Genomic DNA, 25,696 nt, shown 5'->3' on the forward strand with positions numbered 1-25,696 from the left:
CCTCATGGGCGATAACAATAGGGGGAGCTTAGAACGGATTAGTTTGCTTGAAAGCCGCAGCAGACCGCTACGATTCGCATTGACTCTCTGGTTCGGCAACATCCGGGATACGGCAGCCGCAGCGCGAAACGAATTGTTGAAAGCGGAGTAAATGCGGGCGGGGGAAGCTCCCCCGCCGCCTTATTGATTCCGGAACTTGTCGAGGAATTGCTGAGTGCGCTGGTGCTGCGGGTTGGCGAACAGCGCTTTGGCCGGGCCCTGTTCGACGATGCGGCCGTGATCCATAAAGATAACCCGGTCGGCCACGTCGCGGGCGAAACTCATCTCATGGGTGACGATCACCATGGTGCGTTTCTCTTCCGCCAGTGAGCGCATGGTATTGAGCACTTCCCCTACCAGCTCGGGATCGAGCGCCGACGTCGGCTCATCGAACAAAATCACCTCCGGCTGCATCGCCAGCGCGCGCGCAATAGCCACTCGCTGCTGTTGCCCGCCGGACAGCCGCCGCGGATAAGCATGCTCCTTGCCGCTCAGCCCCACCTTGGCCAGCAACGCGCGGGCGCGCTGTTCCGCGCTGGCTTTCGCCTCGCCCTTGACGACCACCGGCCCTTCGATGATGTTTTCCAGCACCGAACGATGCGGGAACAGGTTGAAGCTCTGGAACACGAAACCGACCTGCTGACGCAGCGCGCGCACCTGATTTTTCTGTTTGCTCAACGGCTTGCTGCCGTCGATCAGGATGTCGCCGACGCGAATGGTGCCGGAATCCGGCTCCTCCAGCAGGTTGATGCAGCGCAACAAGGTGGTTTTCCCTGAGCCGCTAGGGCCGATGATCGCCACCACTTCACCGGCGTCCACCGCCAGATCGATCCCATGCAGCACCGTCTGACCCTTGAACTGCTTGGTCAATTGCTTAACTTCAATGGCACTCATGCGCTACTCCTGATCCTGGCGATTAACGTGGGCTTCCAGGCGGTTTTGCAGTGCGGAAAGCAGGGTCGCCATCACCCAGTAAATCAGCGATGCCGCCAGGTACATGGTGAACACTTCCAGCGTGCGCGAGGTGATCAGCTGCGCCTGGCGGAACAGCTCCGGCACCTGAATGGTGGCGGCCAGCGAGGTGTCTTTCACCAGGCCGATGAAGCTGTTGCCCAGCGGCGGCAAGGCGGTGCGCGCCGCCTGCGGCAGGATCACCCGGCGCAGGGTTTGCCAACGGGTCATGCCGATGCTGGCGGCGGCTTCCCACTGCCCTTTGTCGATCGACGAAATCGCCGCGCGCAGCGTTTCCGAGGTGTAGGCGGCGGTATTGAGCGACAGGCCAATCAGCGCCGCCGGGAAAGGATCGAACTCGATGCCGAACTGCGGCAGACCGTAATAGATCATAAACAGCTGGGCGATCAACGGCGTGCCGCGGAACAGCGACACGTAAATGCGCGACAGCCACGCCAGCGGCCAAAGCGGCGAAAGGCGCATCAGCGCCAGCAGAAAACCAAGCAACAGGCCGAACGCCATACCGCCCAGGCTAAGCTGAAGCGTCAGTATTGCGCCCTTTAATAAAAATGGCGCTGAATCCAGCGCCAGTTGAATACTTTCGTGCATTATTTAGTTACGTCCGCGCCAAACCATTTCTCGGAGATCTTCGCCAGCGTGCCATCTTTTTGCATCTCGGCGATCGCCTGGTCAATCGCGGCCAGCAGCTCCGGGTTGTTCTTGCGCAGCGCCACGCCGGACTCCTGGCGGGAGAACGCCGGGCCGGCTACCGCCAGCGTATCGCCGGTTTTCTTCACCAGATCCAGCGCCGCCAGGCGATCCACCAGAATGGCGTTGATGCGGCCGACGCGCAAATCCTGATACTTGGTCGGGTCGTCGTCGTAGGTACGCACGTCCACACCCTGCACGTTCGCGCGCAGCCATTGCTCATAGTTGGTACCCAGGCCAACACCGACCTTCTTGCCCTTCAGGTCTTCCGGCTTGGTGATGGTGCCTTCGTTGCCTTTTTTCACCAGCGCCTGAATACCGGAAACGGTGTAAGGGGTGGAGAAATCATATTTCTTCTTGCGCTCATCAGAGATGGTCACCTGGTTGATCACCACATCGATGCGTTTTGATTCCAGCGAAGCCAGCATGCCGTCCCACTTGGTCGGGTTCAGCTTGGCCTTCACGCCCAAATGTTCCGCCAGCGCGTTGGCGAAATCCACTTCGAAACCGGTCAATTTGCCGTCTTCACCCTGGAAGCTGAACGGCGGATAGGTGCCTTCCAGACCGACGATCAGCGTGCCGCGCTGTTTCACCTGCTGCAGCAGATTGTCGGCGGCGTAGGCTTGAGTCGCCAAACCGGCGGCCAACGCGACGCCCACCACGCCCAACAGCCATTGACGACGAACTTTCGCAAACATCATAAACACCCCTGTGTGTTATTTATCTTTTTTGATATCAGCACTTTAACAGTGCGACCGCCCGCATAAAGGAATATAACCTTATAAATATAGTTCAAAATGGAATAACAAGCGGTATTTACACCTGCGGATGGTAGGCGAACAGCGCCGGCGCACCGCCGGTGTGGACGAACAGGATAGGCCCTTCGTCGCGGAAACGCCGCTGGGCGATGCCGTCGATCAAACCGGCCATCGCTTTGCCGGTGTATACCGGATCCAGCAACACGCCTTCTTGCTGCGCCAGCAGCTGCACCGCCGCCATGCCCTCTTCGTTCGGCATGCCGTACTGCGGCGCGAAGTAATCGTCCCACAGCGCGATCGGCGCCAGTTCGTCGATATTCAGCGAACAGGCCAGGGCTTTCTGGATCTGCTCCACCTTCGGCAGCTGATCGATCACGGTGCGCGAGACCGTCACGCCGATCAACTCGGTTTCGGGCAGCAGCTGTTGCAGCCCCACCGCCAGCCCGGCATGGGTGCCGGCGCTGCCGGACGCCACCACCACCGAACTGAACGCCACGTTGCTGCGTTGGCTCTGTTCGGCGATTTCCAATGCGCACTGCACATATCCCAACGCGCCCAGGGCATTGGAGCCGCCCACCGGCACCACGTAAGGCCGGAAGCCCTGCGCCTCGAGGCGCGTCGCCAGTTCCGCCAACTGCTGCTGCGGATCGTGCAGCGCTTCGCACATCACCACCTCGACGTTGAACAGGCCGAGCAACAGGCGGTTGCCGTTGGTCAGGTAGTTTTCCGCACGGGTATCGATGGGATTTTCCAGCAGCGCGACGCAGTGCAGGCCCAGTTTCGCCGCCACCGCCGCCGTCTGGCGCACGTGGTTGGATTGAATGGCGCCGGCGGTGACCAGCGTATCAGCGCCTTGACGCAGCGCATCTGCGGCCAAAAACTCCAGCTTTCTCAGCTTGTTGCCGCCCATCGCCATAGGGGTGACATCGTCACGTTTGAGGTAAATTTCACGGCCGAGGTAATCGGAGAGACGGGACAGTTTTTCGAGCGGTGTGGCGGTGCCAACCAGATCCAGACGCGGAAATCGCGCCAGTTGTTGTTGCAGGTTCACTACTTCCCCCCAGGGAATCGAATATCGACATCTGATAACCGATAGATTTAGCAGATGTGAACTGAATAATCATCCTTTATCACGGGGGGAGCCGCAGATCCCGGCCAGCGGCCGGGGAAAGTCTCAGTAGCTGCGCTGCCAGGCGAGATACTGATCGTATTTGCGCAGCGCAATGCGGTAGTTGTTGTGCGCCGCGCTAGGCAGATCGTCAATGATGCGCTGATGGCTGGCACAGTTGGCGAATTTGTCCGCCGGGTAATTGCGCGCCACCAGCATTTCATCCAGCCGGCGCAGCCGCACCACGTACTCGCGAATGGTGCTGTGGCTCATCTCGGTCTGTTCGAACAGATATTGCTTGAACGCCATGATGTCGAAATAGCTCGGGTGGCTGTTGCAGGAAATCTCGCTGCAAAAGCGGCACAGTGCGGTCAGCTCATGCTGCACGTTTTGCCAGACCGCATCGTCGATCGGCTGATCCATGCGCGCGATGGCTTCTTTATTGATGATTTTGCCGCGAAACACCAGCGCCATGCGGTCCAACAGCTTACCGCACTGGGAGCAATGCGTCTGGCTGTGCTTGTAATCTTTCAGGTAACGGCTAAGCGGCCGTTTCTTCAACAGTATTCCTGGCATAAGGGGCAGTCCGATTGTCGCATGAGTCATCGAGTTGAGGGGCGGCGGGCCGCCGTCAGGTATCGTTCGCCAGCCGCGCGCGCAGGCGCTTGATCGCCTGACTGTGCAGTTGGCTGACGCGGGATTCCCCGACGTCCAGCACGGCGCCGATCTCCTTGAGATTCAACTCTTCTTGGTAATACAGCGTCAGCACCATTTTTTCGCGCTCCGGCAACGCCTCGATGGCGTCGATCACTCGCTGGCGCAGGCTGCCTTCCAACAGGTGATGCAGCGGGTTGGCCTCTTCATGCCCTTCCAGCATCGGTTCCGCGTTCTCGCCATGCTCCTCGCGCCATTCGTCGTAGGAGAAAAGCTGGCTGTTATTGGTGTCCAACAGAATTTGACGGTACTCATCCAGCGAGATATTCAGCGTCTGCGCCACTTCCGTCTCGCTCGCCGGGCGGCCGTAACGCTGTTCCAGCAGCCGCATCACCTGCGCGACCTCGCGCGCATGGCGCCGCACGCTGCGCGGCACCCAGTCACGGCTGCGCAGCTCGTCGAGCATCGCGCCGCGAATGCGCTGCACCGCATAGGTGGTAAAGGCGGTTCCCTGTAGGGCGTCATAACGCTCAACGGCGTTCAGTAGCCCGATTCCCCCGGCCTGCAGCAGGTCGTCAAGCTCCACGCTGGCGGGCAGCCTGACCTGCAGGCGCAACGCCTCGTGGCGCACTAACGGCACGTAGCGCAGCCAGAGAGAATTTTTGTCCATCACGCCTTCGGCGGTATACAGATCGCTCACTATGTCTTAAACCTGCGGATAAGAGAGTCAGCGCTATTATGCGTAGGGGGCGGAATGCCAATCGGCTGAACAGTCGCACAAAACGGGCTTTATTTGCGCCATGTAATAACCGTGCGGTGCGCGAGCATAAAAAAACCCCGCCGAGGCGGGGTTTCTTTGCGACAGTTAATCGGGAGAGACGATTAACGCAGCAGGGACAGAACGTTCTGAGTAGACTGGTTAGCCTGTGCCAGAACAGAGGTGCCAGCCTGTTGCAGGATGTTGGCGCGGCTCATGTTGGACACTTCGGTCGCGTAGTCGGCATCCTGAATACGGGACTGAGAAGCGGACAGGTTGTTAACGGTGCTGTTCAGGTTGTTGATAACAGAATCGAAACGGTTCTGTACCGCACCCAGGGAAGAACGCAGGGAGTCAACCTGAGACAGCGCTTTGTCCAGGGTCGCCAGCGGGTCGGCAGTTTTTGGCTCGGTGGACTGCTCAGCGCCCTTGGTCACTTTACCGGTAGCGTCTACGCTCGCCTTGAAATATTTGGCATTGGCACCGGTACCTTCCTGGATCACGTAAGATTTACCGTTGTCGTAAGAGTGCAGGTTAGCCGCATCTGGGCCGCTTGCAGCAACTTCTTCTTTCACAGTTGTTGTCGCGCTGGTATCGGTCAGACCAGTGGTTTCAGCAGCAGCAATTGCAGTGATGTCACCAGAGGTTTTGTCGATGGTTGCTTTATAGTTCTTACCATCGGTACCAACAGCATAGATATCACCGGTAGCATTGTCCTTCAGGAAGCTGGCTGGCGCAGCACCATTTGCTTGTTTGTTCGTGGTGTTGGTGATGGTGAGATCTTTGCCTGTTTGTACGTTAGTCGCTTTTGCACCAACTTTAGTCGTATCAATGCCATCAGCCACGCTGAACTTTTCCAGACCCAGCGTTTTAGCGTTGATGTCTTTCAGTTCGATATCGATGGTTTCGCCGTCGTTCGCGCCAACCTGGATGGTCAGTTTCTGATCAGAGCTCAGCACTTTCACGCCGTTGAAATCGGTCTGCTCGGAGATGCGGTTGATTTCAGACAGACGCTGAGAGATCTCGTCCTGGATGGACTGCAGGTCGCTGGCAGAGTTGGAACCGTTCTGAGACTGTACGGTCAGACGACGGATGTTCTGCAGGTTGTCGTTAACTTCGTTCAGTGCGCCTTCAGTGGTCTGCGCCAGGGAGATACCGTCGTTGGCGTTGCGAGAAGCCTGAGTCAGGCCTTTGATGTTTGCAGTGAAACGGTTGGAGATAGCCTGACCCGCAGCATCGTCTTTCGCGCTGTTGATACGCAGACCGGAAGACAGACGCTCAATCGCAGTGCCCAGAGAAGACTGAGATTTGTTCAGGTTGTTCTGCGCCATCAGCGACAGGCTGTTAGTGTTGATTACTTGTGCCATTGTTTGCTTTCCTTACGAGTCAGTTGCGTTCTTCGCAACACAGTTAAAAGGTTCGGGCTTGTTTGCCCACGGCGTCAACCACCGTCCCCTCAGGTATCGGCCCTCCCCTAACAACCTTTAGCAATTTTTTAAAATTTTTTGCGCCGCCGGCAATGGCAGAAATAACGCGGTTTTTCCCTCTTCTATTGCGCCATCGTTTTTTTGTTTTTTTCAGTAAACTTTTTCACCGCTGGGCCGATAACGCGTAAAGCGAATAAAGTCATTATCAAGGAGAAGCACGAATGGCATCGATCAGTTCATTAGGCATCGGCTCAGGACTCGACCTTAACGGTTTGCTGGACAAGCTGACCAAAGCGGAACAACAGCGTCTGACGCCGTACACCACCCAGCAGACCAGCTATAACGCCCAGTTGACCGCTTACGGTACGCTGAAAAGCTCGCTGGAGAAGTTTGACAATCTGAGCAAAGACCTGGCCAAGCCAGAGTTCTTCAACAACACTACCGCCACCAAGCACGATCAGTTTACCGTGACCACCACCGACAAATCGGTGCCGGGCAACTACTCGATCGAGGTGTTGAAGCTCGCGCAGCCGCAAACGCTGACCACTCAGACGCCGATTGCCGACCAGCAGGCCAAACTGGGCACGCCGGGCAGCAGCGATCGTTCCATCTCTATTACGGCAGGCAATCCGCCGAAAGAGACCAAGATCCCGCTCGGTGACGATCAGACCTCACTGGTCGAGATGCGCGACGCCATCAATAAATCGAAATCCGGCGTCACCGCCAGCATCATGCGCGTCGGCGACAATGACTATCAACTGGCATTAAGCTCCACCACGCCAGGCGAAAAAAACACCATTTCGGTGCAGGTCAATAACGACGACAAGCTCGGCGCCATCCTCAACTACGATCCTAAAAATCCGCCTAAAGATGGCAGCGCCGCGATGAAGCAAACCGTGCCCGGCCAGGATGCGGAAATCGTCGTCAACGGCACGAAAATCAAGCGCAGCACCAACTCGATCGCCGATGCTCTGCAGGGCGTAACGCTCGATTTGAAAACCACCACCAAGCCCGGCGAACCGCAAAACCTGGTGATCGGCATCGACAAGAGCGGCAGCGCCGACAAGATTAAAGAGTGGGTAGATAACTACAACTCGCTGCTGGACACCTTCAATTCGCTGACCAAATACACGCCGGTTAAAAGCGGTGAAGCGCAGAATGCCAAAAACGGCGCTCTGCTGGGCGACAACACCCTGCGCGGCATCCAGTCCTCGATCAAGAGCGCCCTCAGTTCGGCACAGGACAACCCGGAGTTGAAAGGCCTGGGCAACCTCGGCATCACCACCAACGTCAAAACCGGTAAGCTGGAAATCGACAGCACCAAGCTGAACAAAGCCATCGACGAAAAACCGGATCAGGTTGCCAACTTCTTCGCCGGCAACGGTAAAGACACCGGCATGGCCACCGAAATCCACAACGAGATCCAGAACTACGTCAAATCCGGCGGCATCATCGAGAACTCGACCAAGAGCATCAACACCAACCTCGATCGCCTGAACATTCAGATCACCACGGTCACGGCCAGCATTCAGAACACCATCGACCGCTATAAGCAGCAGTTCGTTCAGTTGGATACCATGATGTCCAAATTGAGCAGCACGGGTAACTATTTACAACAGCAATTCTCGACAAAGTGATCCCTTAACCAGGTAACAGGTAAAAGAAACAACATGTATAACAGAAGCGGCACTCAGGCCTATGCACAGGTCAGTCTGGAAAGCGGCGCCATGAGCGCCAGCCCGCACCAGTTAATCGTGATGTTGTTCGACGGGGCGCTCAGCGCCCTGCTTCGCGCACGCATCCTGATGAACCAGGGCGATATCGCCGGCAAAGGCATGGCGCTGTCCAAAGCCATCAACATCATCGACAACGGCCTGAAAGGCGGCCTGGACCCTCAACAGGGCGGCGAAATCGCCGAAAACCTGGCGGCGTTGTACGACTATATGAAGCGGCGCCTGATGCAGGCCAACCTGAACAACGACGAAGCGGCGATCGCCGAAGTGGTCAAACTGCTGGAAAACATCGCCGATGCCTGGCGCCAGATCGGCCCCAACTACCAACCTTCGCAGGACGCCGTGTAATGGAACGTCAACAGCAGCTGTTAGCCGCTTATCAACAAATTTACAGCCTGAGCAGCCAGATGATCGCGCTGGCGCAAACCGGGCGCTGGGAGGAGCTCGTCGAGCTCGAATTCGCTTACGTAACGGCGGTGGAAAAAACCGCCGCCTTTACCGGGCAAGCCGGCCCTTCCATGGCGTTGCAGGAGATGCTGCGCAATAAGCTGCAACAGATCCTCGACAACGAAACCGAGCTCAAACGTCTGTTACAGCAGCGCATGGATGAGCTGAAAATGCTGATCGAACAGTCCACGCGCCAGAACGTGGTCAACAATACCTACGGCCAGTTTCATGACCGTGCGCTGTTGCTGGGTGAGCCACAGGTCCGATAAGATCGACAATACTGACGAAAATGGATTAAATAGCACTATGCGCTATTACTCTCGGGTTACGTTAGGATATTAATCTATGGCATTTGAATTATTCAGTTTATGGGTAATTGGTAAAATGCGCGCTTCGAGCCTGGCTCTCACTTTAATGGATAAACATTATCCCGACACGGACGTTTTCTGTTCAGCAGGAAATTGATTTTTGATAGATAAAACACGCCGCTGTGTTTCACGGCCCATGGAAAAATGTTGCTCCAACGCGGATCAAAGCGTAAAGATATTCTCAGATAATGGCTGCGAAATGAATATCGATGGAACGTACAATTAATCTCTGTCCAGGAATTGGCGCCTCAGCGCACATCATTCAGCATACTGAATTATTATTCCCTTCAGTCTATTTTGAGCAACCACATCTGTATCTGATACAACAGGGCCATAAGCGCGTACGCTGGCAACAACGCGAGGTGGTGGCTCATGCCGGCGAGCTGTTGATAATCGACGGGGGGCAAACGGTGGATATTATTAACGGCCCATCCGAAGAAGGCGTTTTCAGTTGCCAGTTGCTGACCTGCGACCCACTGCTGCTCACCGTTCAGCCTCCGGCCGAGGACGCGCCGGCGCCGATGCCGTTTGATGCCGTCCTGGCGCTGCGCAGCCTGCCCTGCGCCCTGAAGCACAGTTTCGAGACCACCAGCCTGGCGCTGGCGCTCCGGCAGCGGTTTCCCACCATCATCGTGCGGCACAAAATGCTGGAAATTCTGCTGTGGCTGGCCCAGTTCGGCATTCGCTTCATCCACAACGAAGCCAAAGACCTCACCCAACGTGTGCGTCGCTGCCTGGCAACCGATCCGCACAGCATTTGGACGGCGGCCAAAGTGGCGGAAAGCCTGTCGATGAGTGAAGTGATGCTGCGCCGCAAACTGTCGATGGAAAATACCGCGTTGCGCAACCTGATGATCGACGTGCGCATGAGTAGCGCACTGGCCCTGCTGCAGTCGACCGACTGGCCGATTTCCGCCATCGCGCAACATGTCGGCTATGAAAGCGCGTCACGTTTCGCCGAACGTTTTCGCAAACGCTTCGGTTTCGCCCCGACCGCCATTCGCGGTCACCAAAGGATTATGGAGCCGGCCTTTGAACAGCATTACGGTTCCAGCTAATCAATGGCGGAAAACACTGCAATTTAGCTCAGATAGACGATGGCATCTCAAGGATGTGAGCGTACCGAGCAACTTATCTTGACGTATCCGCCAGCGACCGCTGGCGCCTTTTCCTGGTTGCTCTCTTCCTGCCGCTGGCTAATTATCCCGCACAACCCACTGCTCAGTTCCTCACCAAAGCATTAAGTATTTTCCTATTTTGACCGACACCTAAAACTTGCTTGCTATACTGCTTTTCTATCTGACTGTCTAAAGCGAGAACGTAAAAATGCGGCAAAGGAACAACGTTAAAGCCAAGCTTAAGCAAGCTGGTGAAAAGCTGGTGCTTGCCTGCTGTCTCTTGTTGCTGCTTTATTACGCATTGCAATGGTCGTTGCTCCTCGGTGATTTATGATTAATTTTATTTACTTATTTTATTGCTAAATTAATTGCACCGGTGGCCTGCTTCCTGCTGTTATAGCAAATCCCGAGGGCCAACCGTCACTATATCAAACGCAAAATCCGCGCGACTTAGTTAGCTCATTAATTATAAGAATGAAATATACTTGCAGCCTCATTCTATAACCCCATGAATCTACGACACTTGCAGCTAGACCGTCCCATTTTCTTATTGTATGATAGCGCGCGGAAATGCGCTGGCTTTTATAACTACTTTAATCTGAAGCCAGGCGATGCCATATAGGATAAGTAACTTAGGGAATATAATGTGAATATATTAAGTTTTGTTTGGCTAGCTCTTGCTTTCGCCACTTTTTTCCTACACCACAGAACCATTTTCGCCCTGTTGATTATCGCGTCCATCTTTCAGTCAAGCGCTATTATCAATACAGGGAGTAATAGCCTACCCATATTCTACTTTATCGAGCTAGTTTTAATAACCCGGTTTGTTTTTACTTCGAAAAACAGCACGCCTGTCTTTAACTTAAAACACCGGGTATTTCTGCAATCTCTGGTGATAATTATTCTTTTTTGGTTCTTCACCTATGCGTTTACCCATCTATTTGAAGGGATAAGAGTTTATTCACCGGCTTATAGCTTTGAAAATAACTACGCCAAAAAAGGTATCTCGCTTGTGTGGGGCAATAACAACATCAAGCAACTGATTCTAATCACGCTGAACCTGATAACGCTGTATGTCATTTACGTCAAGCGGCGTGAAATCACGCCTGAATACGCTCTGAAAACCATCATTTTTACGACGTTGGTTTTCTCCGCTTACTGTCTGATTTGGCTCCTTGCCAGGCCGCTGGCGAATGCGATTCAGATTTTGATGTATAACAGCATGCATAACGCCAATGCCATTTTTGAATCCAGACTGAGCGGTACCTTCGGTGAACCGTCATTCGCCGGTATCTTTATCGGCGCAACGATCGTGCCTCTTTTGGTTGCCAAAGGGTTGCGACTGAAGTTAGTGGCCCTATTGATGATGCTGCTCTTGGTTAAAAACGGCTCTACATCAGGCTATTTTACCCTGCTTACGTCGCTGTGCGGCACATTCATTTTCAGTCCGCGTTTTAGCCTGATACAGAAAGCTCTATTTTCTCTGTCTTTGGTCATCGCATCAAAGCTCACATTTATCTTTTTCCTAGATAAAATAACCGATTACGCGGACAAAAAAGCGCAAACGATCTCTCACCTCGTGCGTTCCGCCTCCAACTACAATGCCCTTGAAATTATGTATAATACCTTTGGCTTGGGCGTCGGTATCGGTAGCGCAAGAATATCTTCTCTGCCTCTGTCCCTACTTGCTAACTTCGGAATATTGGGGACGATACTGTTAGTCGGTTTTATCGTATCCAAGCTTATTCGTTCGCAATATAACGTCGCCGGCAGCGAAGCCAATTCCATGCTTAAATTTATGCTTTTCTCCGCATTTTTGGGCTCCTGCGCCGCCAACCCTGATTACTCTTACGGGTTCATTTGGGTTCTTATTTTCAGTTGCCTGTTGACAGGGAAAACACAACCGTCACTGCCACGATCAACGCAACAGCGCACGCTCTGACATCGGCAAGCGTCCCTTGGACCGTTGCCACCACATACACCCTCAGGCCGACGCGAGCCGCGTCAGCCTGCCCGGCAGCTCCGCCACCAGTTTGTCCACCGCCAGCCGCACTTTGAGCGGTTGGTAAGGCATATAGGGCCACACTGCATTCACCGGAAAACTGAGGCTGGACTCACCGCGCATGATCTCCACCAGCGTCCCGGCCATCAGCCGATCGCGTACCAGCCACTCCGGCAGCCAGGCAATACCGGCGCCGGCGGAAACGGCATCGACGATCCCCTGCATGTCATCCATCATCATCTTGGCCGGTGGCCTGAACGGCCGCAGCTCGCCGTTTTCACCGCGAAGCTGCCAGGGCAACACGGCGCCGGCGTGCAGATACCCCACCGCCTGATGCCGGCTTAACGCCTCCACCGAATTCGGTGCGCCGCAGCGCTGCACGTAGTCGGGCGAAGCGCACAGCAGCATGCCGTGTTCGCCCAGGCGTCGGGCAACCAGACTGCCGCTGTCCGCCAGTTCGCCGATGCGAACCGCCAGATCGAACCCCTCGTCGATCAGATCGATCCTGCGGTCGCTGAACGAAATTTCCAACGACAGTAACGGATGCTCATTCGCCAGCGCCGTCATCAAGGGCGCAATGCACAGATGGCCGAACAACACCGGCATCGAGATCCTAAGCCGGCCGCTGACCTGCATCTTGCCGCTGTCCAGCTGGTTTTCCGCCGCCTGAACGTTCGCCAACGCCTGCCGACAGTGCTCATAGTACAGCGCCCCTTCATCCGTCAGGCTCAGGCTGCGGGTGGTGCGCATAAACAACATCACGCCAAGCCGCGCCTCGAGCCGCGACACGATTTTGCTGACCGCGGAGCGTGTCAGATGCAGTTTTTCTGCGGCGGCGGCGAAGCTGCCGCCTTCCGCCACGGCGACAAAGGCCGGCAGCGCGCTGAGATCGCTTTTCATCTGAATGCTTCCAAATTGGAATCAATGAAGTGAAATCCTATCACCACTGGTGAAGATAGAGCAATGATAACCTGCAGTCATTCCGGAATGCCCGGTGAAACCGCCAATTACCGTCTGAGGACAACAGCATGAAAAAAATACTGGTGCTCAAATCCAGCATTATGGGAAACGACTCGCAGACCAGCAACCTGATTGACCGCTATCTGGCGGAGCGTCGGGCCAAAGGATATGAAGATCAGATCGTCGAACACGATCTGACGGCGTTGGATCTGCCGGTATTGGACGGCGAGCTGTTCAGTGCGCTGCGCGGCGCAGATAACATCAGCCCACGCGCCAAAGCGGCGGTGGCGCTTTCCGATCGGTTGATCGCCGAACTGAAAGGGAGCGATCTGCTGCTGATCGGCGCGCCGATGTACAACCTCAACGTCCCGACCCAGCTGAAAAACTGGTTCGATCTGGTGGCCCGCGCCCGGCTGACGTTCAACTATACCGCCGCCTACCCGGTCGGGCTGGTGGAAGGCGTCAATGCAGTGGTGTTCAGTTCACGCGGCGGCGTACACGCCGGCCAGCCGACCGACGCCGTGACGCCCTACCTGCGCTCGGTACTGGGGCTGATGGGGATCGGCGAGGTGCAGTTTATCTATGCCGAAGGGCTGGATATGAAACCGCACGGCCTCACTCAGGGGCTGGCGAATGCCCACCAGCGGATCGTGGCCTTGGTGGGCTGAAGCAAACGCACGGTAGCATTGATTTGTTATAACATAACAAATATGATGACCACGTCGACGCCACCTCGATGAGGTGTCGACGCTCCTACATCACATAAAGTTTTATCGCACTTTGAGCCAGCTATTCCGATAGCTGGTTTTTTTTTGCCTGCGATAATGAAATGCTACCGGAGCCGCGGGTTCAATCGTGGCGGGCAGCGCGTTTCATTTCTCGCTCGCCGGGCGACTGCGTTTTGACGGACAGCGGCGCAACAAACGCTTTCCATTCCTTGCCTGCTTCCTGATGAGCCGCGTTTTTATGGGCCGATGAATAGTCATCGTTTTGCCCGGCGCATCCAGACAGCGCCATGATGCCCACAGCAAGATACAGCGATTTGCACATCATCCTATCCTGATAATTAACCGTCGCTATAGGGTAACAGCGCCGGCCCCAATGTCACTGCAAAATGACCGGCACGTTCATCACACCGGCATATTCATGATGTCCTGGTAGGCCGCGACCAGCTTGTTGCGCACCTGCACGCCCAGCTGCAGCGAGACCGATGATTTCTGCAGATCGACCATCACATCATTCAGGCTGATGCCCGGCACGCCCAGTTCGAAATCCTGCGCCTGCTTGCGCGCCGTTTGCTGGGTCTCGCTGATCTTGCCGAGCGCCGCAGTCAGTTCGCTGGCGAAGCTGACGCCCTGCGGCGCCGTATTCTGCCCCATCTTGCCGGCCTGAACCGCCATGGTCTGCATCTGCTGCAGCACCCCTTCAATGCCCTGAATCGCCATCTGGTCCTCAATCATCTCGTCACGCCGGGTGACGTTTCACCCTGCACTTCTCCAATGATGCACACCCTAGCACAGCGTTTTCAGACCTAAAGCGGCTAATTAACTGCAAAAAACCCGGCTTATCGGGCAATCGGAATCGTCTGATAAGGCGAATAATGGCCTGCCCAGAAATGGGAGCGCCGCTATTTAGAAGATATGTGTATCAGGGAGTCTGTTTTGTCACACAACGCTAACCATACCGTTCATCAGCCTGGCAGGGAGCTGCTCAGCGGCCCATACGGGATCGTGAGCGCCATTGAAGGACGAGACCTAAAATGAGTGCTTCGATAACCGCCGGCGAAAGCCGCGACAACGGCCTGCAGGCCATCTGGAATCGTCTGCGCGCCAACCCGAAAATTCCGTTGCTGGTCGCCGCCTCCGCCGCGATCGCCATCGTTGTCGCGCTGCTGTTGTGGGTGAAAAGCCCTGACTACCGCGTGCTGTACAGCAATCTGAACGACCGCGACGGTGGCGCCATCGTCACCCAGCTGACGCAGATGAATATCCCTTACCGCTTCGCCGAGAATGGCGCAGCGCTGCTGATCCCGGCGGAAAAGGTGCATGAAACCCGCCTGCGCCTCGCGCAGCAAGGGCTGCCGAAGGGCGGCGCCGTCGGCTTCGAACTGCTGGATCAGGAAAAATTCGGCATCAGCCAATTCAGCGAACAGATCAACTATCAGCGCGCCCTTGAGGGCGAGCTGTCGCGCACTATCGAATCGCTGGGGCCGGTGCAAAACGCCCGCGTTCACCTAGCGCTGCCTAAACCTTCGCTGTTCGTGCGCGAACAGAAATCCCCTTCCGCGTCGGTGACGCTGACCCTGCAACCCGGCCGTGCGCTGGACGACGGCCAGATCAACGCCATCGTTTATATGGTGTCGAGCAGCGTCGCCGGCCTGCCGCCGGGCAACGTGACCGTGGTCGATCAGGCCGGGCGCCTGCTGACGCAGTCCGACGGCACCGGGCGCGATCTCAACGCCTCGCAGCTGAAATACGCCAACGAAGTGGAAAACGGCTTCCAGCGCCGCATCGAAGCGATCCTCGCCCCGGTGGTCGGCAGCGCCAACGTGCGTGCGCAGGTCACGGCACAGATCGACTTCGCCACTCGCGAACAAACCGATGAACAGTACCAGCCGAACCAGCAGCCGGACAAAGCCGCTATCCGCTCTCAGCAAACCAGCCTGAGCGAGCAGATCGGCGGGCCACAGGTGGGCGGCGTGCCGGGCGCGCTGTCCAATCAGCCGAGCGCGCCGGCCACCGCGCCGATTGAGACCGCCAAGCCGGCCACCGCAGCAGGCAACAATGCCAATGCCAACGCGACCGCGCAAAATGCCGCGACCACCCGCAGCGCGGCGGCCAACGGCGTGCCGCAAAATACCCGTCGCGACGCGACCACCAACTACGAGCTCGACCGCACCATTCGTCACACCCAGCAAAAAGCCGGCACCGTGCAGCGTCTGTCGGTCGCCGTGGTGGTCAACTATCTGGGCACCGATAAAGACGGCAAACCGCAGCCGATGAGCAAAGAGCAGCTGGCGCAGATCGAAGCGCTGGTGCGTGAAGCGATGGGCTACTCCAGCAGCCGTGGCGACACCCTGAACGTGGTCAACACGCCGTTTACCGACACTCAGGTGACCGGTGGCGAACTGCCGTTCTGGCAAAGCCAGTCGTTTATCGATCGCCTGATCGACGCGGGCCGCTATCTGCTGGTGCTGCTGGTGGCCTGGCTGCTGTGGCGCAAACTGGTGCGGCCGCAGCTGCAACAGCGCCAGGCGGCGCAACAGGCCGCCGTCGCCGCCGCCAACGCCCCTGCCGCCAAAGCGGTCGACAGCAGCAAACCGAGCAACGAGGAGCTGGCGCAGCGTCGTAAATCGCAGCAGCGCGTCAGCGCAGAAGTCCAGAGCCAGCGGATCCGCGATCTGGCTGACAAAGACCCACGCGTGGTCGCTCTGGTAATCCGCCAATGGATGAGTAACGAGATATGAGCCTGACCGGAACCGACAAAAGCGCCATCCTGCTGATGACGCTGGGTGAAGATCGCGCGGCGGAGGTGTTCAAACACCTCTCCTCGCGCGAAGTACAGCTGCTGAGCGGCACCATGGCCGGCATGAGCCAGGTTTCACACAAACAGCTCGGCGAAATACTGACCGAGTTCGAAGACGACGCCGAGCAATACGCGGCGCTGAGCGTCAACGCCAGCGACTACCTGCGTTCGGTGCTGGTCAAGGCGCTGGGCGAAGAGCGCGCCGCCAGCCTGCTGGAAGACATTCTCGAATCGCGCGAGACCACCACCGGCATGGAAACGCTCAACTTTATGGAGCCGCAGAGCGCCGCCGATCTGATCCGCGACGAACACCCGCAGATCATCGCCACTATCCTGGTGCACCTCAAACGCGGCCAGGCGGCGGATATCCTGGCCCTGTTCGACGAACGCCTGCGCAACGACGTCATGCTGCGTATCGCCACCTTCGGCGGCGTGCAGCCGGCGGCGCTGGCGGAGCTGACCGAAGTGCTGAACAACCTGCTCGACGGCCAGAACCTCAAACGCAGCAAAATGGGCGGGGTGCGCACCGCCGCCGAGATCATCAACCTGATGAAAACCCAGCAGGAAGAAGCGGTCATCGACGCGATGCGCGAATACGACGGCGAGCTGGCGCAGAAGATCATCGACGAGATGTTCCTGTTCGAAAACCTGGTGGAAGTCGACGATCGCAGTATCCAACGCCTGCTGCAGGAAGTGGAAGGCGAGTCGCTGCTGATCGCCTTGAAAGGCGCCGAGCAGCCGCTGCGCGAGAAGTTCCTCAAGAACATGTCGCAACGCGCCGCCGACATCCTGCGCGACGATCTGGCCAACCGTGGGCCGGTGCGCATGTCGCAGGTGGAGAACGAGCAGAAAGCCATCCTGCTGGTGGTGAGACGCCTGGCGGAAAGCGGCGAAATGATCATCGGCGGCGGCGAGGACACCTATGTCTGATCGCATTAACACCCTGCCCTGGCAGCCCTGGTCGCTCAACGATCTGGGCGAACAGAAACCGGCGATCGAACTGCCGCAGTTGCCGGATCTCGAACTTGACGATCCGTCACCGGACGCACAGGCCGAATTGCAGCAGCAGTTGGCGACGCTGCGCCTGCAGGCGGAGCAACAGGGCCAGCAGTTGGGCTATGCCGACGGCCAGCAAAAAGGCTATGAGGCCGGTTTTCAGTCCGGACTGGAGGAAGGCCGCCAGCAAGGGCTGCTGGAAGCGCAACAGCAGCAACAGCCGCTGACCGCCCACTGGCAGCAGCTGGTCACCGAATTCCAGCACACGCTGGACGCGCTCGACAGCGTGATCGCTTCGCGGCTGATGCAGCTGGCGCTGACCGCCGCCAAGCAGGTGCTGGGCCAGCCGCCGGTGTGCGACGGCACCGCCCTGCTGGCGCAGATCCAACAGCTGATCCAGCAGGAACCGATGTTCAACGGCAAGCCGCAGCTGCGGGTACACCCAGACGACTACTCGCGCGTCGAGCAGCAGTTGGGGGTCACCCTCAGCCTGCACGGCTGGCGCCTGCTGGCGGACGGCGAGCTGCACCCGGGCGGCTGCAAGGTCAGCGCCGAGGAAGGCGATCTCGACGCCAGCCTGGCGACGCGCTGGCATGAATTGTGCCGCCTGGCGGCACCGGGAGAAGTCTGATGACCGCGCGTCTCGGCCGCTGGCTGAGCTCTCTGGATACGCTGGAAAAACGCATCGCGCGCGCGCCGATGGTGCGCCGCTACGGTCGCCTGACCCGCGCCACCGGATTGGTGTTGGAAGCCACCGGCCTGCAGCTGCCGCTCGGCGCGACCTGCCTCATCGAACGGCACGACGCCGGTGAGGTGCAAGAAGTGGAAAGCGAAGTGGTCGGCTTCAACGGCCAGCGGCTGTTCCTGATGCCGCTGGAAGAGGTGGAAGGCATCGTGCCGGGCGCGCGGGTTTACGCCCGCATCGCGCCGGAAGGCCAAAGCGCCGGCAAACAGCTGCCGCTCGGCCCGGCCCTGTTGGGGCGGGTGCTGGACGGCAGCGCCAAACCGCTCGACGGCCTGCCTTCACCGGAAACCGGTTACCGCGCGCCGCTGATCACCGCGCCGTTCAACCCCTTGCAGCGCACGCCGATCGAGCAGGTGCTGGACGTGGGGGTGCGCACCATCAACGGCCTGCTGACCGTCGGCCGCGGCCAGCGCATGGGCCTGTTCGCCGGCTCCGGCGTCGGCAAGAGCGTGCTGCTCGGCATGATGGCCCGTTATACCCAGGCGGATGTGATCGTCGTTGGCCTGATCGGCGAACGTGGCCGCGAGGTCAAAGACTTTATCGAGAACATTCTCGGCGCCGAAGGCCGGGCGCGCTCGGTGGTGATCGCCGCGCCGGCGGACGTCTCGCCGCTGCTGCGCATGCAGGGGGCGGCCTACGCCACCCGCATCGCCGAAGATTTCCGCGATCGCGGGCAGCATGTGTTGCTGATCATGGACTCCCTCACCCGCTACGCCATGGCGCAGCGTGAGATCGCTCTGGCCATCGGCGAGCCGCCGGCGACCAAAGGCTACCCGCCTTCGGTCTTCGCCAAGCTGCCTGCGCTGGTGGAACGCGCGGGCAACGGCATCAGCGGCGGCGGTTCCATCACCGCCTTCTACACCGTGTTGACCGAAGGGGACGATCAGCAAGACCCGATCGCCGACTCGGCGCGCGCCATCCTCGATGGTCACGTGGTGCTGTCCCGGCGCCTGGCGGAAGCCGGCCACTACCCGGCGATCGACATCGAAGCGTCAATCAGCCGCGCCATGACGTCGCTGATCGACGAAGAGCATTACCGCCGGGTGCGCACCTTCAAACAGATGCTGGCCAGCTATCAGCGCAACCGCGATCTGATCAGCGTCGGCGCCTACGCGGCGGGCAGCGATCCGTTGCTGGACAAAGCGATGACGCTGTATCCGCAGATGGAAGCCTACCTGCAACAGGGCATCTTTGAACGCAGCGGCTATGATGAAGCCTGTCAACAGCTGCAGCAGTTGATTGTTTAACGTCACCAGAGGCGCACAGCGATGAAATCACAATCCCCCCTGATTACCCTGCGAGATCTGGCGCAGGATGCGGTGGAACAGGCCGCGCAACAGCTGGGCCAGGTACGGCAGGCGCAGCAGGCGGCAGAGCAGCAGCTGTCGATGCTGCTCAACTATCAGGACGAATACCGCCAGAAGCTGAATCATACGCTCTGCGACGGCATGGACAGCTCACGCTGGCAAAACTACCAGCAGTTTATCGGCACGCTGGAACAGGCCATCGACCAACACCGCCAGCAGCTGCTGCAGTGGGGGCAGAAAGTGGATCATGCGGTGAAGCAATGGCAAGACAAACAACAGCGGCTGAACGCTTTCGAGACCCTGCATACCCGCGCTCTGACGGCGGAGCAGCAGCAGGAGAACAAACGGGATCAAAAACTGATGGATGAGTTCGCTCAACGCAGTGCACAAAGGAATATCAACCCATGAATCTGAACGCCCTGCCCGGTCTGGTCTTACCCGGCGACGCCGGCGGCCTGGCCGAACTGACGTCGGCGCTGGATGAGAGCCAGCTGTCGTCCGCTTTCGCCCAGCTGCTCGGCGCCCGTTTCGCACCCGCCGCCGACGGCAAACAGCCGCCGGTCGCGCTGAGCGCGGACGAAGAACGCGCCCCGGCCCTGAGCCGCAACCAGCTCAATCAACTGCTGGCCACCTTCGGCGAGCGCGGCGGCCTGCTGCCGGGCCAGACGGCCTCAGCCGACGCGCTTTCACCTGAGGGCGCCGAGGGCGAAGCGCCCGCCGCCGGCGACAAACCGGCGCAGCCGCCTATCGCCGCCGCCAAAGAGCTGGATGCCGCAACGCTGCAGGCGCTGTACGCCATGCTGCCGGCCGCGATCGTCGCCCAGACTCAGCCAGCCGACGGCCAACGCTCGCTGCCGGTGGATAGCGCTGATGAGGCGACTGCGCTGCAGCCCGGCAATGGCCTGCTGAACATCGCAGCGGCCGGTGATAAAACCGCCGCGCGTTCATCGGCATCCCCCGCTCCGTCGCTGACGGGGGCGAAAACATCGGCTACCGACGGCGATAATGCCAAGGCGGCGCTCCCGCAACCAGCCAACGGCGAACGCGCAAGTACCGCACAGCCGCTGCCGGCGAGCGATGCACAGCAGCCGCCGACGCTCAACCACGCCGTCGCCCTGGCCGCCGCCAGCCCAACGCAAACGGCCGCTCCTGCCAGCGCACTGGTGACCGCACCGCCTGCGCCGCAGCTCAACGCGCAGCTGGGCAGCCCGGAGTGGCAGCAGGCGTTGAGCCAACAGGTGCTGATGTTCCACCGCAACGGCCAGCAGAGCGCCGAGCTGCGCCTGCACCCGCAGGAACTGGGCGCCCTGCAGATCACGCTGAAGCTGGACGATCAGCAGGCGCAACTGCATATCGCCTCCGCTCACGGCCAGGTGCGTGCGGCGGTGGAAGCGGCGATGCCGCAGCTGCGGCACGCGCTGGCGGAGAGCGGTATCAACCTGGGGCAAAGCAGCGTGGGCGGCGAGTCCACGCCGCAATGGCAGCAGCAGGCGCAACAGCAGGCTTCCAACGGCCAGGGGCGTGCCAGCTATGCGGAACATCATGGCGGTGACGCTGCGGCCGCCGAGGGCGTCAGCGCACCGGTGGCGCTGCAGCGCATGGCCAGTGCGGTCAACGGCGTCGATATTTTCGCCTGAGCCGCCGCAAACGCCCAAGCTGGCACCCATTTGCGCGTCTATTCAGGCTATTGCACACCGCAATAGACGCGATAATACCTTTACATGTCATGCGTGCGGCTTTGCCGCGCGCTATGCCCGCCGCCTCGCCGGCCGCGGGTGGAACAACAGGAATTAGATTTGGCTATGTCTCAGAACACCCTTCCCGCAGCACCGAAACGCTCCCTTCTGGTCATCCTGCTGGTGTTGATCAGCGTCGTCGCCTGTGGCGCCGCGGGCTACAGCTGGTGGCTGCTGCAACAGCATAAAAACGGCGCCGAACCGGCCGCCGCCAAACAGCAACCGCCGGCCGCGCCGGTGTTCATGCCGCTCGACACCTTTACCGTCAACCTGGTGACGCCGGACAACAACCCGGATCGCGTGCTGTACATCGGCCTCACACTGCGTCTGCCGGACGAAAGTACCCGCCGTCAGCTGAACGATTTTCTGCCGGAAGTGCGCAGCCGTCTGCTGATGCTGCTCTCCCGCCAGGAAGCGAGCCAGCTGGCCAATGAACAAGGGAAGCAACGGTTGGTGGCGCAGATTAAGGACGTGCTCAGCCCGCCGCTGGTTAAGGGACAACCGAAGCAGGTGGTCAGCGATGTGCTGTTCACCGCCTTCATACTGCGGTAATCACTATGGGCGACAGCATTCTTTCACAGGCAGAGATCGACGCCTTGCTCAACGGCGACAGCGCGGGTGATGAACCCGAAGCGATAGTCGGCAAAGAGAGCGAGGTCAAGCCTTACGATCCGACCACCCAGCGCCGCGTGGTGCGCGAGCGTCTGCACGCGCTGGAAATCATCAACGAACGTTTTGCCCGGCAGTTCCGCATGGGGTTGTTCAACCTGCTGCGCCGCAGCCCGGACATTACCGTCGGCCCGATCAAAATCCAGCCGTATCACGAGTTCGCCCGCAACCTGCCGGTGCCGACCAACCTGAACCTGGTGCATCTGAACCCGCTGCGCGGCACCGCCCTGTTCGTGTTCGCGCCGAGCCTGGTGTTCATCGCCGTCGATAACCTGTTCGGCGGCGACGGCCGCTTCCCGACCAAGGTCGAAGGCCGCGAGTTCACCCCGACCGAACAGCGGGTGATCAAGCGCATGCTGCGCCTGGCGCTGGACGCCTACGGCGATGCCTGGAGCGCCATCTACAAGATCGACGTGGAGTACGTGCGCGCCGAAATGCAGGTGAAGTTCACCAACATCACCACTTCGCCGAACGATATCGTGGTCACCACGCCGTTCCAGGTGGAGATCGGCGCGCTGACCGGAGAGTTCAACATCTGCATTCCGTTCGCCATGATTGAGCCACTGCGCGAGCTGTTGACCAACCCGCCGCTGGAAAACTCGCGGCAGGAAGACAGCCATTGGCGCGAAACCCTGGTGAAGCAGGTGCAACACTCCGAACTGGAGCTTATCGCCAACTTCGTCGATATCCCGATGCGGCTGTCGAAAGTCCTGAAGCTGCAGCCGGGCGATGTATTACCGATAGACAAGCCGGAACGCCTGATTGCCCATGTGGACGGCGTACCGGTGCTGACCAGCCAATACGGCACGTTGAACGGGCAATATGCCCTGCGTGTTGAACATTTGATTAACCCTATTTTGAATGCTCTGAGTGAGGAACAGCCCAATGAGTGATCCTAAGCAACCGTCTGGCGAAGGAAAGGAATCCGTAGACGATCTGTGGGCTGATGCGTTTAACGAGCAGCAGTCCTCAGAGAAATCCGGCGCGAGCACCGAAGGGGTGTTCAAGTCGCTGGAAGCTCAGGATGCGCTCGGCAGCCTGCAGGATATCGACCTGATTCTGGATATTCCGGTCAAGCTGACCGTGGAACTGGGGCGCACCAAGATGACCATCAAAGAGCTGCTGCGCCTGTCGCAAGGCTCGGTGGTAGCGCTGGACGGCCTGGCCGGCGAGCCGCTGGACATCCTGATCAACGGTTACCTGATCGCACAAGGTGAAGTGGTGGTGGTGGCCGACAAGTTCGGCGTGCGCATCACCGACATCATCACCCCGTCCGAACGCATGCGTCGACTGAGCCGCTGATGACCGTCGCGGCGCCCGTTACCGTCCAAAGCAGCCAACCACCCGCCGCGCCGGCCTTGCCGGCCGGTTCGGTGTTGATGCAGGTCAGCAGCGCGCTCGGCGGCATTCTGCTGCTGATCCTGCTGGCCGGTTGGCTGTTCCGCCGGCTGGGCTTCGCCCCGCAGGCGCGCAACAACAAGCTGCTCAACCTGCGCGCCAGTTGCCAGGTCGGGCAGCGCGAGCGCGTGGTGGTGGTGGAAGTCGACGATACTTTGCTGGTATTGGGCGTCACCGCCCAGCAGATCACCCCGCTGCACACCCTGCCCGCCCCGCCGAAAGACGAAGGCGCGGCCGACGCGGCGACGCCGGCGGACTTCCGCCAACTGATGCAAAAAGTTCTGAAACGCCCGGAAAAATCGGCATGACCTCGACTCTTCATACCCTCGTCCGCCGTCCGGCGGTTTGGCTCCCTGCCGCCCTGCTGTTCATCAGCCCGGCGGCTTTGGCGCAACTGCCGGGGCTGATCAGCCAGCCGCTGGCCAACGGCGGCCAAAGCTGGTCGCTGCCGGTGCAGACGCTGGTGCTGTTGACCTCGCTGACCTTCCTGCCCGCCATGCTGCTGATGATGACCAGCTTCACCCGCATCATCATCGTGCTCGGGCTGCTGCGCAACGCGCTGGGCACCCCGTCGGCGCCGCCGAACCAGGTGATGTTGGGGCTGGCATTGTTCCTCACCTTCTTCATCATGTCGCCGGTGTTCGACAAGGTCTATCAGGATGCCTACCTGCCGTTCAGCCAGGACAAGATCGGGTTGGAGGTCGCGCTGGATAAAGGCGCGCAGCCGCTGCGCGAATTCATGCTGCGCCAAACGCGCGAAACCGATCTGGCGCTGTACGCCAAGCTGGCCAATCAGCCACCGCTGGCCGGCCCGGAGGCGGTGCCGATGCGCATCCTGCTGCCCGCCTACGTCACCAGCGAACTGAAAACCGCCTTCCAGATCGGCTTTACGGTGTTCATTCCGTTTCTGATTATCGACCTGGTGGTCGCCAGCGTGCTGATGGCGCTGGGGATGATGATGGTGCCGCCGGCCACCATCTCGCTACCGTTCAAGCTGATGCTGTTCGTGCTGGTCGATGGCTGGCAGCTGCTGCTCGGCTCGCTGGCGCAGAGTTTCTATTCGTAACCCCCGACCGGAGAACGCGAGATGACACCTGAATCGGTTATGGCGCTCGGCACCGAAGCGATGAAAGTGGCGCTGGCGCTGGCCGCCCCGCTGCTGCTGGCGGCGCTGATCAGCGGCCTGGTGGTCAGCCTGCTGCAGGCCGCCACCCAGATCAACGAAATGACGCTGTCGTTCATCCCCAAAATTCTGGCGGTGGTGGCCACCATCATCATCGCCGGCCCCTGGATGTTGAACCTGCTGCTGGACTACATGCGCACCCTGTTCAGCAACCTGCCCACCCTGATCGGCTAACCGTGCTCACCTTCGACAGCGCCCAGCTCACCGTCTGGCTCAGCCACTATTTTTGGCCGCTGCTGCGCATTCTGGCGCTGATAAGCACCGCGCCGGTATTCAGCGAAAAGCAAATCAGCAAAAAGGTCAAAATCGGCCTTGGCGGGCTGATCGTCATCCTGATCGCGCCGACGCTGCCCGCCAGCAATATCCCGATCTTCTCCGCCGCCGGCCTGTGGCTGGCGATTCAACAGATTCTGATCGGCGTGGCGCTGGGATTGACCATGCAGTTCGCCTTCGCGGCGGTGCGCCTGGCGGGCGAAGTGATCGGCATGCAGATGGGCCTGTCGTTCGCCACCTTCTTCGATCCCAGCGGCGGCCCGAACATGCCGGTGCTGGCGCGCCTGCTCAACCTGCTGGCGATGCTGCTGTTCCTCAGCTTCGACGGCCATCTGTGGCTGATTTCGCTGCTGGCGGACAGCTTCCACACCCTGCCTGTCCAAACGCAGCCGCTGAACGGCAACGGCTTCCTGGTGCTGACCCAGGTCGGCTCGCTGATCTTCATCAACGGCATGATGCTGGCGCTGCCGCTGATCTGCCTGCTGTTGACGCTCAACATGGCGCTCGGCTTGCTCAACCGCATGACGCCGCAGCTGTCGGTCTTCGTGATCGGTTTCCCGGTCACCATGACCTTCGGCATCATGACACTGGGCATGATGATGCCGATGCTGGCGCCGTTCTGCGAACATCTGTTCGGTGAAATCTTCGATCGGCTGGCGGCGGTGATCGGCGGCATGACTTTCTGAGCCCCTAAGCCGCCCCTTCTTTCCCTCCCGCTTCCCTCTGAGACAAAATGGCAATAAAAACGCTTTCCTGGAACAAAAGCCTGAGAAACGTCTTTTATCCGGATTAAGGTTCAAATGTCTCCGGCGGCTTGAATAAATAAAACCCCGG

At 59.0% G+C, this 25,696-nt stretch carries 29 protein-coding genes; 19 read left to right on the top strand and 10 right to left on the bottom strand.

Going from position 1 to position 25,696, the window contains the following annotated elements; all coding sequences use genetic code 11:
• Window positions 1-180: 180 nt before the first annotated feature.
• From tcyN to ACJ8HH_RS10365, 7 genes are all read right to left on the bottom strand, one after another.
• Window positions 181-933, bottom strand: a complete 753-nt coding sequence (gene tcyN, locus ACJ8HH_RS10335) for an L-cystine ABC transporter ATP-binding protein TcyN (RefSeq protein WP_039565546.1) — start codon at window positions 931-933, stop codon at window positions 181-183.
• Window positions 934-936: 3 nt separating this feature from the next.
• On the bottom strand, window positions 937-1,599 hold the full coding sequence (gene tcyL, locus ACJ8HH_RS10340) for a cystine ABC transporter permease (protein WP_033634963.1): 663 nt from the start codon (window positions 1,597-1,599) through the stop codon (window positions 937-939).
• Window positions 1,599-2,399 (bottom strand): cystine ABC transporter substrate-binding protein, encoded by an 801-nt coding sequence (gene tcyJ / locus ACJ8HH_RS10345; protein ID WP_033653651.1) that lies wholly within the window; start codon window positions 2,397-2,399, stop codon window positions 1,599-1,601. The genes tcyL and tcyJ overlap by 1 nt, the downstream gene beginning before the upstream one ends.
• Before the next feature lie 115 nt (window positions 2,400-2,514).
• Window positions 2,515-3,507 (bottom strand): D-cysteine desulfhydrase, encoded by a 993-nt coding sequence (locus ACJ8HH_RS10350; RefSeq protein WP_442520228.1) that lies wholly within the window; start codon window positions 3,505-3,507, stop codon window positions 2,515-2,517.
• A gap of 123 nt (window positions 3,508-3,630) precedes the next feature.
• A complete protein-coding gene (fliZ, locus tag ACJ8HH_RS10355) occupies window positions 3,631-4,140 on the bottom strand; it encodes a flagella biosynthesis regulatory protein FliZ (protein WP_033647756.1) in 510 nt (169 codons plus the stop codon).
• Between the two features lie 55 nt (window positions 4,141-4,195).
• A complete protein-coding gene (locus tag ACJ8HH_RS10360) occupies window positions 4,196-4,918 on the bottom strand; it encodes an RNA polymerase sigma factor FliA (RefSeq protein WP_043147610.1) in 723 nt (240 codons plus the stop codon).
• 182 nt (window positions 4,919-5,100) lie between these two features.
• Window positions 5,101-6,342 (bottom strand): flagellin FliC, encoded by a 1,242-nt coding sequence (locus ACJ8HH_RS10365; protein ID WP_043147611.1) that lies wholly within the window; start codon window positions 6,340-6,342, stop codon window positions 5,101-5,103.
• Between the two features lie 281 nt (window positions 6,343-6,623).
• Between ACJ8HH_RS10365 and fliD the strand changes: the two genes are divergently transcribed.
• The 5 genes from fliD (at window position 6,624) to ACJ8HH_RS10390 (ending at window position 12,010) form a co-directional block, all read left to right on the top strand.
• Window positions 6,624-8,039 (top strand): flagellar filament capping protein FliD, encoded by a 1,416-nt coding sequence (gene fliD / locus ACJ8HH_RS10370; protein WP_033647758.1) that lies wholly within the window; start codon window positions 6,624-6,626, stop codon window positions 8,037-8,039.
• Between the two features lie 33 nt (window positions 8,040-8,072).
• Window positions 8,073-8,483 carry a flagellar export chaperone FliS gene (fliS, locus tag ACJ8HH_RS10375; RefSeq protein ID WP_033634970.1) on the top strand — a complete coding sequence of 137 codons (411 nt, stop codon included), beginning with the start codon at window positions 8,073-8,075 and terminating at the stop codon, window positions 8,481-8,483.
• On the top strand, window positions 8,483-8,851 hold the full coding sequence (gene fliT / locus ACJ8HH_RS10380; protein WP_004934765.1) for a flagella biosynthesis regulatory protein FliT: 369 nt from the start codon (window positions 8,483-8,485) through the stop codon (window positions 8,849-8,851). Before fliS ends, fliT begins: the two co-directional genes overlap by 1 nt.
• A 308-nt stretch (window positions 8,852-9,159) precedes the next feature.
• Entirely contained in the window at window positions 9,160-10,008 is an 849-nt protein-coding gene (locus tag ACJ8HH_RS10385; RefSeq protein WP_043147612.1) for a helix-turn-helix transcriptional regulator, read from the top strand.
• Between the two features lie 706 nt (window positions 10,009-10,714).
• Window positions 10,715-12,010: a hypothetical protein gene (locus ACJ8HH_RS10390; protein WP_060387914.1), complete on the top strand. Its 1,296-nt coding sequence runs from the start codon at window positions 10,715-10,717 to the stop codon at window positions 12,008-12,010.
• A 42-nt stretch (window positions 12,011-12,052) separates the two neighbouring features.
• Here the strand turns inward: ACJ8HH_RS10390 and ACJ8HH_RS10395 are convergent, their stop codons facing one another.
• The gene (locus ACJ8HH_RS10395; RefSeq protein ID WP_043147613.1) at window positions 12,053-12,970 is read right to left on the bottom strand and encodes a LysR family transcriptional regulator; all 918 of its coding nucleotides are present in this window, start codon (window positions 12,968-12,970) and stop codon (window positions 12,053-12,055) included.
• 128 nt (window positions 12,971-13,098) lie between these two features.
• On the opposite strand from ACJ8HH_RS10395, the gene ACJ8HH_RS10400 reads away from it, so the two are divergent.
• Window positions 13,099-13,698, top strand: coding sequence for an FMN-dependent NADH-azoreductase (locus tag ACJ8HH_RS10400; RefSeq protein WP_048321726.1), 600 nt, complete (start codon window positions 13,099-13,101; stop codon window positions 13,696-13,698).
• Between the two features lie 181 nt (window positions 13,699-13,879).
• On the opposite strand, the gene ACJ8HH_RS10405 is transcribed toward ACJ8HH_RS10400, so the two are convergent.
• Both ACJ8HH_RS10405 and fliE read right to left on the bottom strand, forming a co-directional pair.
• Window positions 13,880-14,080 (bottom strand): hypothetical protein, encoded by a 201-nt coding sequence (locus tag ACJ8HH_RS10405; RefSeq protein ID WP_033647764.1) that lies wholly within the window; start codon window positions 14,078-14,080, stop codon window positions 13,880-13,882.
• 80 nt (window positions 14,081-14,160) lie between these two features.
• Window positions 14,161-14,475 (bottom strand): flagellar hook-basal body complex protein FliE, encoded by a 315-nt coding sequence (gene fliE, locus ACJ8HH_RS10410; protein ID WP_033638515.1) that lies wholly within the window; start codon window positions 14,473-14,475, stop codon window positions 14,161-14,163.
• 314 nt (window positions 14,476-14,789) lie between these two features.
• On the opposite strand from fliE, the gene fliF reads away from it, so the two are divergent.
• The 13 genes from fliF (at window position 14,790) to fliR (ending at window position 25,548) form a co-directional block, all read left to right on the top strand.
• Window positions 14,790-16,496, top strand: a complete 1,707-nt coding sequence (gene fliF / locus ACJ8HH_RS10415; protein ID WP_049194673.1) for a flagellar basal-body MS-ring/collar protein FliF — start codon at window positions 14,790-14,792, stop codon at window positions 16,494-16,496.
• Window positions 16,493-17,485 (top strand): flagellar motor switch protein FliG, encoded by a 993-nt coding sequence (fliG, locus tag ACJ8HH_RS10420; RefSeq protein ID WP_033634975.1) that lies wholly within the window; start codon window positions 16,493-16,495, stop codon window positions 17,483-17,485. Before fliF ends, fliG begins: the two co-directional genes overlap by 4 nt.
• Window positions 17,478-18,182 carry a flagellar assembly protein FliH gene (gene fliH, locus ACJ8HH_RS10425; protein ID WP_033647766.1) on the top strand — a complete coding sequence of 235 codons (705 nt, stop codon included), beginning with the start codon at window positions 17,478-17,480 and terminating at the stop codon, window positions 18,180-18,182. The genes fliG and fliH overlap by 8 nt, the downstream gene beginning before the upstream one ends.
• Window positions 18,182-19,543: a flagellar protein export ATPase FliI gene (fliI, locus tag ACJ8HH_RS10430; RefSeq protein WP_033634977.1), complete on the top strand. Its 1,362-nt coding sequence runs from the start codon at window positions 18,182-18,184 to the stop codon at window positions 19,541-19,543. The genes fliH and fliI overlap by 1 nt, the downstream gene beginning before the upstream one ends.
• Window positions 19,544-19,564: 21 nt before the next feature.
• Window positions 19,565-20,011, top strand: coding sequence for a flagellar export protein FliJ (gene fliJ, locus ACJ8HH_RS10435; RefSeq protein WP_033647768.1), 447 nt, complete (start codon window positions 19,565-19,567; stop codon window positions 20,009-20,011).
• Window positions 20,008-21,240: a flagellar hook-length control protein FliK gene (locus ACJ8HH_RS10440; RefSeq protein WP_197766231.1), complete on the top strand. Its 1,233-nt coding sequence runs from the start codon at window positions 20,008-20,010 to the stop codon at window positions 21,238-21,240. Before fliJ ends, ACJ8HH_RS10440 begins: the two co-directional genes overlap by 4 nt.
• Before the next feature lie 165 nt (window positions 21,241-21,405).
• Window positions 21,406-21,891, top strand: coding sequence for a flagellar basal body-associated protein FliL (gene fliL / locus ACJ8HH_RS10445; RefSeq protein ID WP_033634980.1), 486 nt, complete (start codon window positions 21,406-21,408; stop codon window positions 21,889-21,891).
• Window positions 21,892-21,896: 5 nt separating this feature from the next.
• Window positions 21,897-22,901, top strand: coding sequence for a flagellar motor switch protein FliM (gene fliM, locus ACJ8HH_RS10450; RefSeq protein ID WP_033634981.1), 1,005 nt, complete (start codon window positions 21,897-21,899; stop codon window positions 22,899-22,901).
• Window positions 22,894-23,310: a flagellar motor switch protein FliN gene (gene fliN, locus ACJ8HH_RS10455; RefSeq protein ID WP_004934799.1), complete on the top strand. Its 417-nt coding sequence runs from the start codon at window positions 22,894-22,896 to the stop codon at window positions 23,308-23,310. Before fliM ends, fliN begins: the two co-directional genes overlap by 8 nt.
• Window positions 23,310-23,714 carry a flagellar biosynthetic protein FliO gene (gene fliO / locus ACJ8HH_RS10460; RefSeq protein WP_033647771.1) on the top strand — a complete coding sequence of 135 codons (405 nt, stop codon included), beginning with the start codon at window positions 23,310-23,312 and terminating at the stop codon, window positions 23,712-23,714. Before fliN ends, fliO begins: the two co-directional genes overlap by 1 nt.
• On the top strand, window positions 23,711-24,472 hold the full coding sequence (gene fliP / locus ACJ8HH_RS10465) for a flagellar type III secretion system pore protein FliP (RefSeq protein ID WP_033647772.1): 762 nt from the start codon (window positions 23,711-23,713) through the stop codon (window positions 24,470-24,472). The genes fliO and fliP overlap by 4 nt, the downstream gene beginning before the upstream one ends.
• A gap of 21 nt (window positions 24,473-24,493) precedes the next feature.
• Window positions 24,494-24,763: a flagellar biosynthesis protein FliQ gene (gene fliQ, locus ACJ8HH_RS10470; RefSeq protein ID WP_004934803.1), complete on the top strand. Its 270-nt coding sequence runs from the start codon at window positions 24,494-24,496 to the stop codon at window positions 24,761-24,763.
• 2 nt (window positions 24,764-24,765) lie between these two features.
• Complete coding sequence (fliR, locus tag ACJ8HH_RS10475; protein ID WP_033647774.1) at window positions 24,766-25,548, top strand: flagellar biosynthetic protein FliR; 783 nt, start codon at window positions 24,766-24,768, stop codon at window positions 25,546-25,548.
• Window positions 25,549-25,696 lie beyond the last annotated feature (148 nt).

The organism is Serratia sp. CY32780 (assembly GCF_052169135.1).
In the GTDB taxonomy this organism is placed as follows: Bacteria; Pseudomonadota; Gammaproteobacteria; order Enterobacterales; family Enterobacteriaceae; genus Serratia; species Serratia sarumanii.